The following is a 13,858-nucleotide window of genomic DNA, read 5'->3' on the forward strand; positions in this document are numbered from 1 at the left end:
GGCCGGTGGTCCTCGCGCCGCCCCGCGGCTGTGCGGCGCGGGGGAAGGGCCGGCGCGGTCAGAGCAGGCGCCTGATGTCGCCGTAGGCCCGGTAGAAGCCGCCCCGCTCGGAGAAGCGCACGCCCTCGACGAGATAACGGGCGCCCGCCTCGCGCACCCCCTTGGGGAACTGCACGTTCCGCCGGACGTCGTAGCCCTCGCTGACCACCCGCACCCGGAGCCGCTCCCCCTCCCGGAAGCACTCCACGACCACGCCGTCCCCTGCGCCGGAGACGGTCTCCAGCGTCACGGTCTCCAGCGTCGCCGTCGGCTCCACCACGGCCAGCCCGGCCGCCGCCTTGACGTCCACCGGCTCGGGGACGGTGCCCCCCTGCGCCGCCTTGATCGCCTCCTCCGTGGCGTCGATGCAGGCCAGGGTGCCGTCGGTGGTCACGATGTAGAGGCGGTCGTCGAGATACTGCATGGAGAAGGCCGAGCCGCAGCCGGTGGCCAGCTTCCACAGGCGCTCGCCGCTCTGGTCGAAGCAGTAGATCGAGGAGTGGTTGTCCCCGGCGAAGACGTAACGGCCGCCGGGGGCTGTGGCGCAGGAGAAGACGGTGGCGTCGCAGCGGTAGACCGCCTCGGTCGCGCCGTCGGACTTGCTGAGCCGGTGCACGGCGCCGCGCGAGGTGCCGGCGTAGACCGAGCCCGCCTCCTGCCAGCCGAACAGCACCGCGCCGTTGAGGCCCGTCTCCCAGACCGGCGCGCCGGCGGCGGCGTCGTAGCGGGCCACGCCGGTGGAGTGCCCGTGGTAGACGGCCTCGTCGTCGCAGCGGACCATCCAGGCCGAGTCGCCCCGCCCCTTGCGCGCCCACTGGAACTCGTCCTCGTGGTCGATGGTGGTGATCCGGCCCGCCTGGTCGGAGACGCCCAGCACCCCCTCGTGGATGTCCAGCCAGTAGATGTCGACGTCCTCGGAGATCTCGTAGGCGAGCCGGGGGACCTTCCCGCTGAGGTCGTAGACCTTGCCGTCGTCGGCGCCCGCGTAGATCCAGAAGTCGTCGGCGACGATGCACTTGACGCCGTCGGGGAGCCGGAAGCGGCCGGTGACGGTGCCCCCGTGGGTGACGGTGTAGACGTCGCCGTTCTGGTTGCCGACCCAGCAGCGCTCGGAGTCGACGAAGATCCCGAATGCCGCCGCGCCGCTGGCGAAGCGCCACAGCACCGGCGCCTGGGTGGCGGTGGAGCGGACGCTCGCCACGCTGCGCCGGGTGACCGCGCGGCGCTGGCGCCCCCCGCGTACGGCGGGGGCGTAGCCCCTGCGGACCTTCTCGCCGATCTTCTTCGCCGCGGCGGCCTCGGCCTTCTCCGCGGTGGCGAAGGCCGACACCTTGGACTGCCCCGGCTCACCGATCCGGCCGTAGCTGATCGTCACCTGGAGCCCGTCGAGCACGACCTCGTAGAACTTGTGCGAGCTTCCGTCGTCCTCGGACAGCTCCAGGTACGTGCTCCGCGCCGCCATGCCACACCTCTCGGTCGATCGACTTTCCGCGGAGCGTACGGCAGGCGGGCGACAAATCCGACCGGAACCGGCGAACGGGAACGGACGCCGGACCCTCGCGGCTCAGCGGGCGCCCGCCTCCTGCTCCTCCTGGCGGTGATGGATCAGCGCGACGGCGACCGAGGCCACCGGGGCGGCCAGGAAGGCGCCGACGATCCCGCCGAGGACGCTGCCCAGCGCGATGATGATCAGAATGGCCGCACTGGGCAGGTCGAGTGCCCGGCCGTAGATCTGCGGGGCGAGCACGTGCCCCTCCAGCTGCTGGACCAGCACGGTGACCGCGACCACGATCAGCGCCACCAGCCAGCCCTTGGCCACGAAGGCCACGACCGCCGCCAGCAGGCCCGCCGCGAACGCGCCCACGACCGGCAGGAACGCCCCGGCGAACGTCAGCACAGCCAGCGGCAGGGCGATCGGCACGCCCAGGATCCACAGCGCGATCCCGATGAAGAACCCGTCGACCAGGCCGACGAGCGCCACCCCGCGGATGTAGCGGCTGACGACGTCGAAGATCACCGCACCGCTCTCCCGCAGGGTCCGCCTGGCCCCCCGGGGAGCCAGATCTATGACCCACCCGACGAGACGGTCGCCGCTGTGCACGAAGTAGACCGACAGGATCATGGCCAGCACCACGCCGAACAGGATCTCCCCCACGGTGCGCACGCCCGCCAGGGCCCCGCTGGCGATCTCTCCGCCCCGCCCGCTCAGGTACTGCTTGGCCTGCTCGAACAGCTCCGTGGTCTTCTTCTCGTCCAGGCCGAGGGACGACGCCAACATCTGCAGGTCACCGCCCGCCTTCCCGAAACTCCGCCGCAGCTCGGCCACACCGGCGACCGTGGGCGGCACGAGCAGCGCGACCAACGCCGCCAGGAGGAGGAAGCCGCCGAGACAGACCGCGGTGGTGGCGAGCGCCCGGCTCAGCCCGTGCCTCCTGAGCCGCTGGTAGGGCGGGAGCAGAAGCGTGGTGATCGCCATTCCGAGGACGATGGGGATGACCACCACCTGGACCACGTAGAGGACCCACAGGATCACGGCGGCCAGGGCGATGATCGCGAGCAGGCGCCAGGCCGTGTCACCCGCCCGCCGCAGCCCCCCGTCCCCCGCGGGGGCGGGGCCGATGCGCTCCCCCATGCTGGGCACCTTCCCCGCACGGATCGACAGCAACCCTGCTGAGCTGGGCCGATACGGTCGCGCCCGGGGGTCAGCCGCGCGGCGCGTACATGATGACGGCCACTCCCGCCAGGCAGATGAGCGCGCCGGCCACGTCCCAGCGGTCAGGCCGGAACCCGTCCATGACCATCCCCCAGATCAGGGAACCTGCGATGAACACCCCGCCGTAGGCCGCGAGGATCCGGCCGAAGTCGGGATCGGGCTGGAACGCGGCGGCAAACCCGTACGCCCCCAGGGCGATCACTCCGCCGGCGATCCAGAGCGGTCCCCGCCCTTCCCGCACGCCCTGCCAGACCAACCACGCGCCGCCGATCTCCGCGAGGGCGGCGAACACGAACAGCAGCAGGGATCGGGCGACGGTCACGCCGACGACTGTACCCAGCCGCCAGCACCAGGCCGAGCATGACCAGTACCGCGACCTCGAAGACCACCACCAGCCGCTGGGTGACCCCGGCGGGGATGTCGTCGTTGGTCAGGTCGATCCCGGCCATCCGCGCGACGTAGGGCAGGACCACCAGGACCAGCACGCCCAGGGAGGCCAGGCTCAGCAGCCGCACCGACCGGGCATAGGGGCTCGCGGCGTGCCGCCGGGCCAGCATCAGGCCCGCCACCGGCATCGTCAGGAAGGCCACGAACGCCGCATACCGGTGGATGCCCCCGGACATCGACAGCGGCACCCCCGGCTCGTCGGTGGGGAAGGCGCCGATCAGCAACATGCACAGGCCCCAGACCCCGACCAGCAGCGCCGCCCTGCGGTCCGCGCCGCGCCGGGCCAGCGCGACCCCGAAGGCCGTCGCGCCCACGGCGAAGGACGTGAGCGAGACGGGCAGCAGCCAGCCGTCCGGCTCGAACGCGTACTCGCTGATCACGGTGTGCACCGGATCGAGGCCCGTGGCCACGTGCAGCCCGAGCATTGCCACAGCTCCGGCGCCGATCGCCGCGTAGCCGCCCAGGATCATCCTGGATCCCGAAAAAACCTGACTTGCCATGGCTCAACCATGGCGACGGGCCACTTTCCGCAGTACCGGAAATGATCCCCAGTCATCCCTGAGCGATCCCGGAGGAGGTCCGGGGCGGCGTAGTGCCCGCATCAGGGGGACAGCCCCGGCGCCACGGCTGTGAGCTGGGCGAACAAGGCGGATGGTAGTGCCTGCCCCCTCAGGGTCACGGCTCCGGGGGCCCCTGCCGGCAGGGGGTGGGGCTCCGGGGGACCCCGCTTGACTTCGAGCGCGCTCCAAGGCGCAAGGTGGTGTCCATGGGGATCACCATCCAGGAGGCCTCGCGCCGGTCGGGGCTGAGCGCGCACACCCTGCGCTACTACGAGCGCATCGGACTCATCCACGAGGTGGACCGTGCCCCGAACGGGCACCGCACCTACGCGGGGCCCGATCTGGACTGGCTCGACTTCCTCATCAAACTACGCGCGACCGGCATGCCGATCGCGGACATGTGCCGCTATGCCGAGCTGCGCAGGCGGGGGCCGGAGACGGTCGCCGAGCGGCGGCGGATGCTGGAGACCCACCGGGAACGGGTCAGAGCACAGATCGCACAGCTCACCGGGGACCTGGACGTCCTCGACTACAAGATCGACTTCTACAGCGCACAGGAGCATCAATGAACAAGCGCCGTCTCGGCCAGGGAGGCCCGGAGGTCTCGGCCATCGGGCTCGGCTGCATGGGAATGTCGGAGTTCTACGGCGCGGCCGACGAGGCCGAGTCGGTCGAGGTCGTCCACCGCGCCCTCGACCTCGGGGTGACCTTCCTCGACACTGCCGACATGTACGGCAGGGGCCACAACGAGGAGCTGGTGGGGCGGGCGATCAGGGACCGCAGGGACGAGGTGGTGCTGGCCACGAAGTTCGGCATCGTCCGGACCGACGACCCGGCCCGCCGCGGTATCGACGGCAGCCCCGCCTATGTGAAGAAGGCCGCCGACGCCTCGCTCCAGCGGCTGGGCGTGGACCACATCGACCTCTACTACCTGCACCGGCGTGACCCGGACGTGCCCGTCGAGGAGACGGTCGGCGCGATGGGCGAGCTGGTCGCCGAGGGCAAGGTCGGCCGGATCGGCCTGTCGGAGGTGAGCGCCGAGACGCTGCGGAAGGCGCACGCCACGCACCCGATCGCCGCCCTGCAGAGCGAGTACTCGCTGTTCACCCGGGGGCTGGAGGAGGAGATCCTGCCGGCCGCCCGGGAGCTGGGCATCGCGCTGGTGGCCTACTCGCCGATCAGCCGGGGACTCCTCGGCGGCACGCTGGCCCCTGCCGGGGAGCTGCCCGACGACGACTTCCGCAAGCACCTGCCCCGGTTCACCGGGGAGAACGGGGCGCGCAACGAGGCTCTCGTCGGTGAGGTCCGCAAGATCGCCAAGGAGGTGGGCTGCACGCCGGCCCAGCTCGCCCTGGCCTGGCTGCTGAGCCGGGGCGAGGACGTCATCCCGATCCCGGGCACCAAGCGGCTGCGCTACCTGGAGGAGAACGCGGCGGCGGCCGACGTCACGCTGACCTCCGGCCAGCTCGCCGCGCTCGAAGCCGCCGTACCGACCGGGGCCGCCCTCGGCGACCGCTACCCGGACATGTCCTCCATCGAGCGCTGACCCGCACGGGAGCCGCGGTCCCACGCGACGGCCGGCTCCCGCGCGGGCCGGCGGGGAGCACCTCTTCCACGCGGCCCCGGCCTCCACGCGGGATCCGCCTCTCCGCCGACCGGCGGGGAGGCGTTCCCTCTCACGCGGGAACCGGCTCCCGCGCGGGGTTCCACTCCTCGTCGGTCATCCGGATCATCGCCACGCCCACCGCGCCGAAGGCGGCCAGCAGGATCGCCGGTCCCGCGTAGCCGAACACCGGGTTCCAGCTCCGCGCGCCCACCAGCCACACGACCATGCCGGCGAGCACCCCGACGGGGAACCACCAGCCCGCCCGGCCGGCCCGGGTGTAGGCCACGGCGACCAGGATCAGGCCGAGGAACGAACCGATCATGCCCGGGATCTGCCAGGCGACGACCATGGCGGGCTGGGCCGCGTCCTCCAGGATCCGGGTCGCCTGGTCCACGGGGAGGCGCTGGTAGAGCACGATGTCGAAGAAGTCGGCGATCATCAGCGACGAGAAGTTGATCAGGCCGAGCACGGTCACCGCGCCGGCCAGGTGGGCGAGGACGACCCCCCTGCGCCGCACCAGGTGGACCAGGCCGATCACGCCCGGCACCCAGAGCACCCAGGCGTAGTGCAGCAGTGTCGCGCTGATCCCGGTGGCGGCGGGATTGCTCGCGTAGCCGAGCACGTCGTCGCCCCCCGCCTCCAGCGGGTCGACGATCATGCCCAGCAGCAGGCAGAGCGGGGCGAGGACGAGGCTGGCGCCGGCCGCCCGGCGGCGGAAGGCGTCTGGATTCGTGAGATCGAACATGCCGGGGAGGCTATGGAGCGGCCGGGTCCGGGGTCGTCAAGGCGGGCTTCGATCCGCCATCCGCCTCAAGACGGATTTCATCCTCCGGGCGCCCCCTCTACCCTCGCTTCATGAGCCATCGCCCGCCCCCCAACGCGACCGACGTGCTGCTCGCGGTGGTCATGGCGCTGTTCGCGGTCGCCGAGGAGGCTGGCGGGCGTACGCTCGGGCCGGACAGCCCGCATACCGGCTGGTGGATGGTGGCCGCCATCGCCACCGCGGTGCCGGTCCTCCTGCGCCGGCGGGCGCCGGCCACCGTGACGTGCCTCTACTCGCTGGCGACCATCGCGGCGTTCGTCCACTTCGACGAGATCGCGTCGGCGTGGCAGTTCTACATCCAGCTTCTGCTGCTTTTCACCCTGCTCAGCGAGCTGTCGCCGCGGGATCCGCGGGCCGTCGCCGGGGTGGCGGTGACGGCGGCGTTCGTCGGCACGATGGTGCTCGCGCCCGCCGAGCCCTCGGGAGCTGGGGACCTCGCGGTCGCGGTGGTGATGACCTCCATCGCCGGCGGCGCGGGCGTCGCCGTACGGCGTTACCGGCAGCTCGCGGTCCACGCGCAGGAACGCGCCGAGCTGCTCGCCCGGGAGGCGGTGAGCGAGGAGCGGACCAGGATCGCGCGCGAGCTGCACGACGTCGTCGCGCACAGTGTCAGCGTGATGGTCATGCAGGCGGGGGCCGCGCGGCTGATGCTCCGGCCCGACCAGGTCACCGAGCGCGAGTCGCTGAACGTGGTGGAGGAGACGGGCCGCGAGGTGGTGGAGGAGCTGCGCCGCATGCTCGGGCTGCTCCGCACCGGCCCCGAGGGCGACGGGCTGGCGCCGCAGCCGTGCCTGGCCCGGCTGGACGACCTGGTCGAGCAGATGCGCGCGGCCGGTCTCGACGTGACGCTGAACGTCGAGGGCGAGCCTGTTCCGCTCCCCGCGGGTCTGGACCTGTCGGCGTACCGGATCGTCCAGGAGGCGCTGACCAACACCCTCCGGCACGCGGGCCCCACCGGGGTGGGAGTGACGATCGCCTACCGGCCCCGGGTGCTGTCCCTGGAGATCCTCGACCAGGGTCCCCGCCCCGGCCGTACCGGGCACGGGGGCGGGCCGGGGCACGGGCTGATCGGCATGCGCGAGCGGGTCACCCTGTTCCAGGGCCGGCTGTCGACGGGGCCGCTGCCCGGCGGCGGGTACGGCGTCCGGGTCACGCTCCCGCTGGCCGCGCGGGTCAGGCCGGGCGAGGTGGTCGCGTGAGCGTCTCCGTCCTCCTCGCCGACGACCAGGCGATGATCCGCCACGGGCTCCGGCTCGTCATCGGCACCCAGCCCGACCTCCGGGTGGTCGGCGAGGCCGCGGACGGCCGGGCGGCCGTCGCCGCGGCCAGGCGGCTCCGGCCCGACCTGGTGCTGCTCGACATCGCGATGCCGGGCATGACCGGCATCGCCGCCGCCCACGAGCTCCTCGCCGCCCCCGATCCGCCGAAGATCCTCATGCTCACCACCTACGACACCGACGAGAACCTGGAAGGCGCCCTGCGCGCGGGGGTGAGCGGCTTCCTGCTCAAGGTGTCGCCGCCCGAGCAGCTCTTCGCCGCGATCCGCACGGCGGTGAGCGGCCTGGCCACGCTCGACCCGGCGGTCACCGCCCGGGTCATGGCGGGCTACGTGGGCGCTCCGGCGATCCCCGGCACCGTCACCCCGCGCGAGCGGGAGGTCCTCACCCTGATCGGCCGCGGCCTGACCAACCGCGAGATCACCGCCGCCCTGTCGGTGACCGAGTCGACGGTCGGCACCCACATCAATCGCCTGCTGGCGAAACTCCACCTGCGCGACCGCGCCGAGGCCGTCCGGTACGCCTACGAGCACGGGCTCGTCCGCCCCCGCGAGGGCAGGTGACCGGGCCGCGCGCCCGGTGGTCACCGCGCCAGCGCGCGGGCACGCCGACCCGTAAGGATGCCGTGACCGCCGGGCGACCTCGGATGGTTACCCTTCGGTCACATGCACAGTGAGAAGCTCGCCATCGTCGGCGTGGCCACCCTGGCGGCTCTTGCCGCTCCGGCGGTGGCGCACGCCTCCCCCGACACGTCGGTGACGGTGACCGTGATGGGCACCTCCGACCTGCACGGCAACACCCTGAACTGGGACTACTTCAAGAACACCGAGTTCACCGACAGTAAGGGCAACGACGTCGGCCTGGCCAAGGTCTCGACGCTGGTCAACAAGATCCGCGCCGAGCGCGGCGCGGACCGGACCCTGCTGTTCGACTCCGGCGACACCATCCAGGGCACGCCGCTGGCCTACTACTACGCCAAGATGGAGCCGGTCGACGAGACGGGCGGGCTCCACCCGATGGCCCGCGCGATGAACGCCATCGGGTACGACGCGGTGACCCTGGGCAATCACGAGTTCAACTACGGCCTGCCGCTGCTGGCCACGTGGGTGCGGCAGATGAAGGCCCCGGTGCTCGGCGCCAACGCCGTTCACGCCAGGTCTGGCCTGCCCGCCTACCGGCCGTTCACCATCAAGACGATGCGGATCAAGGGCGAGAAGCCGGTCCGGGTGGGCGTGCTCGGCCTGACCAACCCGGGCGTGGCGATCTGGGACAAGGCCAACGTCGAGGGCAGGCTGCGCTTCACCGACCTGGTCGACAGTGCCAAGAAGTGGGTGCCGGTCATCCGCGGCCTCGGCGCGGACGTGGTCGTGGTCACCGCGCACGCGGGCGACAGCGGGATGTCCTCCTACGGCGGCGACCTGCCCGTCGAGAACGCCTCGGCCATGGTCGCCGAGGAGGTCCCCGGCGTGGACGCGGTGCTGTTCGGGCACGCGCACAACGAGGTGGCCCAGAAGTTCGTCACCAACAAGGCCACCGGCCGGCAGGTGCTGCTCACCGAGCCCGGCAAGTGGGGCCAGCGGCTGAGCGTGATCGACTTCCAGCTCACCAAGAAGCGCGGCAAGTGGGCGGTCACCGGGAAGTCCTCCACCACGCTGAACACCAACACGGTGGACGAGGACCCGAAGATCGTCGCGCTCATGAAGGAACAGCACGACACCACGGTCAAGTACGTCAACACGGTGGTGGCCCAGTCGAAGGAGCAGCTGTCGGCGGCCGAGTCCCCGTACAAGGACACCCCGATCCTGGACTACATCCAGAAGGTCCAGACCGAGACGGTGCGGAAGGCCCTGGAGGGTACGGCCGACGCCTCGCTGCCGGTGCTGTCGATCTCCGCGCCGTTCAGCAGGAGCGCCACCTTCCCCGCCGGGCCGGTGAGCGTGCGTGACATGGCGGGCCTGTACATCTACGACAACACGCTGATGGCGGTGAAGCTCACCGGGGCCCAGCTCAAGGACTACCTGGAGTACTCGGCCCGGTACTACAACCAGCTCGCGCCGGACGCCCCGGTCGACCTGGCCGCGCTGACCAACGCCAACGGCACCCCCGACTACAACTACGACCAGCTCTCCGGCGTCACCTACGACGTGGACGTCGCCCAGCCGGTCGGCCGGCGGATCGCCGGACTGTCCCACCAGGGGCAGCCGGTCGCCGCCGACCAGCAGTTCGTGGTCGCGATCAACAACTACCGCCAGTCGGGCGGCGGCGGCTTCCCGCACGTCACGACCGCTCCGGTGGTCTACAACGCGCAGGTGGAGATCCGCCAGGCGCTGATCGACTACGCGACGGCGACCGGGGTCATCGACCCGGCCGGGTTCGCCGAGGCCGGCTGGAAGCTGACCCGGGACGGCAAGCCGCTCTTCTGACGGTCCCGCGCGTCCCGGAGCGTCGGCGGGCCGCGCGGAGATCAGTCCGGCGGGGGGACGTGGTGCAGGAACACCGTCTCCCCGTCACCCCGCAGGCGGACGTCGAAGCGGTAGGACCCCTCTCCCGAGGGGGAGGCGATCAGCGTGCCGCGCCGTACCGGGTCCAGGCCGGCCAGGAACGGCGCGCCCGCGGTGAGGTAGACGCGGGTCCAGACCGGCTTGAGCAGGCCGCGGGCGAAGACCAGGAGCGGGATGTAGGTGTCCGGCCTGGCTGTGCGGAACCGGTAGGAGCCGTCCGTCCCGGTCGGGCAGCGCCCGAACAGGCCCGGCTGGCAGATCTCCAGCAGCGCGTCGGGCACCGGCTCGCCCGCGCCGTCCAGGACCCGGCCGTGCAGCTCGATCGCGTCCGGATGGTCCTCGGGCACCGCGAAGGGCCCCTCGGCGTACGGCAGGGCGTGCGCGAAGAACGGGCCCACCGTCTGCGACGGGGTCGGGGGCAGTGCCGGCATCAGTCCTCCTCGAAGGGGGTCGCGCCCAGCACGACGTCCCACCGGTAGCCGAGCGCCCATTCGGGCTCGGTGGTGTCCAGGTCGAAGGCGCAGACGAGCCGCTCGCGGTCCTCCGGCCGGGGCACCGACTGGAAGATCGGGTCATGGGCGAACAGCGGGTCGCCGGGGAAGTACATCTGGGTGATCAGCCGCTGGGTGAAGGCGGTGCCGAACACCGAGAAGTGGATGTGCGCCGGCCGCCAGGCGTTGGGATGGTTGCGCCAGGGGTAGGCGCCCGGCTTGATCGTGACGAACCGGTAGCGGCCGTCGGCGTCGGTCAGGCAACGGCCGGAGCCGGTGAAGTTGGGATCCAGCGGGGCGGGGTGCCGGTCCACCGGATGGGCGTACCTGCCGGTGGCGTTGGCCTGCCAGATCTCCACCAGCGTGTCCGGTACGGCCCGGCCCCGGCTGTCGAGGACCCGTCCGGTGACGATGATGCGCTCGCCGATCGGCTCGCCCGCGTGCTGCCTGGTCAGGTCGTGGTCCAGGGGCCCGACCGGCTGGTGGCCGTAGACCGGGTCGAGCAGCTCGGCCGCCTCGGGGTCGAGGGCGGGCCGCACCAGCGGCTGCGCGGGCGCGCGCAGCACGGTGCTGCGGTAGGAGGGGGTGAGGTAGCGCGGGTGCGGGTCGTCAGTCACGGGGTGCTCCGGAGTCGAGGGGCAGGCCGACGTAGTTCTCCGCGAGCGTGGTCGCGGCGGCCTCCGAGGAGGTGACGTAGTCGAGGTGGGAGGTCTGCAGGCGCCTGCCGTAGGCGTCGTCGGTGTCGAAGGTGTGCAGCAGCGTGGTCATCCACCAGGAGAAGTGCTGGGCCCGCCAGACCCTTTTCAGGCAGGTGGCGGAGTAGGCGTCCAGCAGGTCGGTGGAGCCCGTCGCGTAGAGGTGCGCCAGGGCCTCGGTCAGCACCCGCACGTCGGCGACGGCCAGGTTGAGGCCCTTGGCCCCGGTCGGCGGCACGATGTGGGCGGCGTCCCCGGCGAGGTAGAGCCTGCCGTAGCGCATCGGCTCGGCGACGAACGAGCGCATCGCGGACAGGTCCCTGGAGATGATCGGCCCCTCGGTCAGCGCGAACCCGGGGACCGTCTCCAGCCGCGCCCGCAGCTCGGCCCAGATCCGCTCGTCCGGCCAGTCGTCCAGCGAGGCGTCCGGCGGGACCTGGAGGTAGAAGCGGCTGATCTCCGGGGAGCGCATGCTGTGCAGCGCGAAGCCCCGGTCGCTGCGCGAGTAGATCAGCTCCTCGGCCGACGGCGGGACCTGGGCGAGGATGCCGAGCCAGGCGAACGGATAGTCCCGCTGGAAGATCGACAGAACCCCGTCGGGGATGGACGGCCGGCAGACGCCGTGGAAGCCGTCGCAGCCCGCGATGACGTCGCAGTCGAGGCGCTCGCCCCCGAAGGTGAGGTAGGGGTCGGCCTGGAGTGAGTGCGGGGCGACGTCCGGGACGTCGAAGAGGATCTTCCCGCCGTCGGCCAGCCGCCGGGCGATCAGGTCCTTGACGACCTCCTGCTGGCCGTACACGGTGATGGCCCGGCCGGGGACGAGCCTCTCGAACGGGATGCGGTGCCCGGCCCCGCCGTACCGCAGCTCGATGCCGTGGTGCGGCAGCCCCTCGGCGCGCATCCGCTCGCCGACGCCCGCCTCGTTGAGCACGTCGACCGTGCCCTGCTCCAGCACGCCGGCCCGGACGCGCTGTTCGACGTACTCCCGGCTGCGCGCCTCCAGCACGACCGAGTCGATGCCCCGCAGATGGAGCAGATGGGACAGCAGCAGCCCGGCGGGGCCCGCCCCGACGATCCCGACCTGAGTTCGCATGGGCCGAGCATTCCCCACCGGCCGCGATATCCGTACTCCCGGCTTCCGCTCAGTGGAAGCCGCTCCCGGAGCCGCGCGGGTGACCGGGCCGCGGTCGATCGGGCCGTCCCCGGATCCATTGACAAAATATAATTTTATATACAAGCTTGTTTTTGCGATGAGAGACGTCCTGTACCTGGAACAGATCGAGCAGGCCGAGGCCCTGCTCAAACCGCAGCGCATCGAGGTGCTGCGGCAGCTCGCCGAGCCCCGCACCTGCACCGAGGTCGCGGCCCGGCTCGGCCAGACCCCGCAACGGGTCTACTACCACGTCAAACGCCTGGTCGAGGCGGGCCTGGTGGAGCAGGTGTCCGAACGGAAGGTGCGCGGCATCCACGAGGGCATCTACCAGGCCGGTGCCCGCTCCTACTGGCTCTCCCCCCGCCTGGTCGGCCGGATCGGCCTGCGCAAGGCGCAGGACGAGCTGAGCCTGGGCTACCTGCTGGATCTCATGGAGGAAGTCCAGTCCGACATCGCCGCGCTCGACCGGACCGCGCCCGAGCTGCCGTCCGTCGGCGTGTCCGGCGAGATCCGGGTGCCACCGGAGCAGCGCCAGGAGTTCCTGAACGACCTGCAGACCGTGCTGCGGGACCTTTTCACCCGTTACGGCGGCGCCGAGGGCGACACCTTCAAGCTCGCCGTGGCCTGCTACCCCAAGGGAGAAGACCGTGAGTGAACCGATGAAGCTCCACGCCCGCGTGGCCGCCCCGCTCAAGGAGGTCCACCAGGCGCTGACCGACCCCGAGGCGCTGCGCACCTGGCTGGCCGAGCACGCCGAGGTCGACCTGCCGCACCGGTACGAGTTCTGGGGCCGCCACACCCCCGAGGGCGAGGCGCCCCACCAGCGCCCGCTGCACGTCGACGAGCACACGCTGCGCTTCTCCTGGCTGCTGGACGGCGAGGAGACCACGGTCGAGTTCCACCTGGAGGAGGAGGGCGACGGCTCCACCGTCGTGTCGCTGTCCCAGAGCCACTTCGACTTCCAGGACGTGATCAGCGGCGCCAGCGTCCGCGGCGTGCTGCAGACGTTCTGGGCGCTGTCGATCGCGAACCTGGTCGACTACCTGGAGGGCCGGGAGCTCACCTCCAAGTGCGACTTCACCTCCCCGGAGCTGCGGGGACAGTTCCTCATCGACGCCTCGCCCGAGGCGGTGTACGACTCGCTCGTCGACTCGGAGAAGGCCAGCCGGTGGTTCGGCTACCCGATCGGGATCGAGCCGCACGTCGGCGGGCGCTTCGCCATGGGGGGCCTCGACGCGGGCCCCGCCGCGAAGATCATCGATCTGGAGCCCGGCCGCACGATGTCGGTCGACTGGGACACCGTGGGCGTCACCACCTGGGAGCTGGAGGAGTCCGACGGCAGGACCCGGCTCACGTTCATGCAGAGCGGGTTCGACACCCGGCGCCCGCCCTACCCCGCCTGGAACGGCTGGCTCAGCGGCATGGCCGAGCTGCGCCGCTTCCACGAACTGGCCGACTGGCGCCCGATCTGGATCGCCACCGACACCGCCGGCGCGCCCGAAGAGGTCACGGCGACCGGCTGATCGGGCCCACGGCGGGCACGCGGGACATCA

Annotated in this window: 14 protein-coding genes and 1 pseudogene; 7 read left to right on the plus strand and 8 right to left on the minus strand. The window is 71.8% G+C overall.

Annotated elements, in window-relative coordinates; translation table 11 throughout:
- Window positions 1-58 precede the first annotated feature (58 nt).
- The 4 genes and pseudogenes from SROS_RS36655 to SROS_RS54635 all read right to left on the minus strand — a co-directional run.
- Entirely contained in the window at window positions 59-1,501 is a 1,443-nt protein-coding gene (locus SROS_RS36655) for a WGR domain-containing protein (protein WP_012894002.1), read from the minus strand.
- Between the two features lie 102 nt (window positions 1,502-1,603).
- Complete coding sequence (locus SROS_RS36660) at window positions 1,604-2,671, minus strand: AI-2E family transporter (RefSeq protein ID WP_012894003.1); 1,068 nt, start codon at window positions 2,669-2,671, stop codon at window positions 1,604-1,606.
- 70 nt (window positions 2,672-2,741) lie between these two features.
- On the minus strand, window positions 2,742-3,074 hold the full coding sequence (locus SROS_RS51420; RefSeq protein ID WP_012894004.1) for a YnfA family protein: 333 nt from the start codon (window positions 3,072-3,074) through the stop codon (window positions 2,742-2,744).
- A gap of 88 nt (window positions 3,075-3,162) precedes the next feature.
- Window positions 3,163-3,699 (minus strand): annotated as a pseudogene (locus SROS_RS54635) (DUF998 domain-containing protein); the annotation flags it as partial.
- Window positions 3,700-3,965: 266 nt separating this feature from the next.
- On the opposite strand from SROS_RS54635, the gene SROS_RS36675 reads away from it, so the two are divergent.
- Together SROS_RS36675 and SROS_RS36680 are read left to right on the plus strand one after the other, a co-directional pair.
- Window positions 3,966-4,328 carry a MerR family transcriptional regulator gene (locus SROS_RS36675; RefSeq protein WP_012894006.1) on the plus strand — a complete coding sequence of 121 codons (363 nt, stop codon included), beginning with the start codon at window positions 3,966-3,968 and terminating at the stop codon, window positions 4,326-4,328.
- Window positions 4,325-5,305, plus strand: coding sequence for an aldo/keto reductase (locus SROS_RS36680; RefSeq protein WP_012894007.1), 981 nt, complete (start codon window positions 4,325-4,327; stop codon window positions 5,303-5,305). Before SROS_RS36675 ends, SROS_RS36680 begins: the two co-directional genes overlap by 4 nt.
- A gap of 130 nt (window positions 5,306-5,435) precedes the next feature.
- Here SROS_RS36680 and SROS_RS36685 read toward each other — a convergent pair whose 3' ends face one another.
- Window positions 5,436-6,110: a hypothetical protein gene (locus SROS_RS36685; protein WP_012894008.1), complete on the minus strand. Its 675-nt coding sequence runs from the start codon at window positions 6,108-6,110 to the stop codon at window positions 5,436-5,438.
- A 110-nt stretch (window positions 6,111-6,220) separates the two neighbouring features.
- Between SROS_RS36685 and SROS_RS36690 the strand changes: the two genes are divergently transcribed.
- The 3 genes from SROS_RS36690 to SROS_RS36700 all read left to right on the plus strand — a co-directional run bounded on the left by SROS_RS36690 (window position 6,221) and on the right by SROS_RS36700 (window position 9,888).
- Window positions 6,221-7,387 carry a sensor histidine kinase gene (locus SROS_RS36690; RefSeq protein WP_012894009.1) on the plus strand — a complete coding sequence of 389 codons (1,167 nt, stop codon included), beginning with the start codon at window positions 6,221-6,223 and terminating at the stop codon, window positions 7,385-7,387.
- A complete protein-coding gene (locus SROS_RS36695; protein ID WP_012894010.1) occupies window positions 7,384-8,028 on the plus strand; it encodes a response regulator in 645 nt (214 codons plus the stop codon). The genes SROS_RS36690 and SROS_RS36695 overlap by 4 nt, the downstream gene beginning before the upstream one ends.
- A 102-nt stretch (window positions 8,029-8,130) precedes the next feature.
- On the plus strand, window positions 8,131-9,888 hold the full coding sequence (locus tag SROS_RS36700; protein WP_012894011.1) for a bifunctional metallophosphatase/5'-nucleotidase: 1,758 nt from the start codon (window positions 8,131-8,133) through the stop codon (window positions 9,886-9,888).
- A 41-nt stretch (window positions 9,889-9,929) separates the two neighbouring features.
- On the opposite strand, the gene SROS_RS36705 is transcribed toward SROS_RS36700, so the two are convergent.
- The 3 genes from SROS_RS36705 to SROS_RS36715 are packed head-to-tail and all read right to left on the minus strand — an operon-like array spanning window position 9,930 to window position 12,245.
- A complete protein-coding gene (locus SROS_RS36705; protein WP_012894012.1) occupies window positions 9,930-10,397 on the minus strand; it encodes a peptidase associated/transthyretin-like domain-containing protein in 468 nt (155 codons plus the stop codon).
- Window positions 10,397-11,074 carry a protocatechuate 3,4-dioxygenase subunit beta gene (gene pcaH, locus SROS_RS36710; RefSeq protein WP_012894013.1) on the minus strand — a complete coding sequence of 226 codons (678 nt, stop codon included), beginning with the start codon at window positions 11,072-11,074 and terminating at the stop codon, window positions 10,397-10,399. Before pcaH ends, SROS_RS36705 begins: the two co-directional genes overlap by 1 nt.
- A complete protein-coding gene (locus SROS_RS36715; RefSeq protein ID WP_012894014.1) occupies window positions 11,067-12,245 on the minus strand; it encodes a 4-hydroxybenzoate 3-monooxygenase in 1,179 nt (392 codons plus the stop codon). The genes pcaH and SROS_RS36715 overlap by 8 nt, the downstream gene beginning before the upstream one ends.
- A gap of 157 nt (window positions 12,246-12,402) precedes the next feature.
- Here SROS_RS36715 and SROS_RS36720 point away from each other — a divergent pair, with 157 nt between their 5' ends.
- Window positions 12,403-12,960, plus strand: coding sequence for a helix-turn-helix domain-containing protein (locus tag SROS_RS36720; RefSeq protein WP_012894015.1), 558 nt, complete (start codon window positions 12,403-12,405; stop codon window positions 12,958-12,960).
- Complete coding sequence (locus tag SROS_RS36725) at window positions 12,953-13,828, plus strand: SRPBCC family protein (RefSeq protein WP_043653692.1); 876 nt, start codon at window positions 12,953-12,955, stop codon at window positions 13,826-13,828. The genes SROS_RS36720 and SROS_RS36725 overlap by 8 nt, the downstream gene beginning before the upstream one ends.
- Window positions 13,829-13,858: the final 30 nt, after the last annotated feature.

It is taken from the genome of Streptosporangium roseum DSM 43021 (genome assembly GCF_000024865.1).
In the GTDB taxonomy this organism is placed as follows: domain Bacteria; phylum Actinomycetota; class Actinomycetes; order Streptosporangiales; family Streptosporangiaceae; genus Streptosporangium; species Streptosporangium roseum.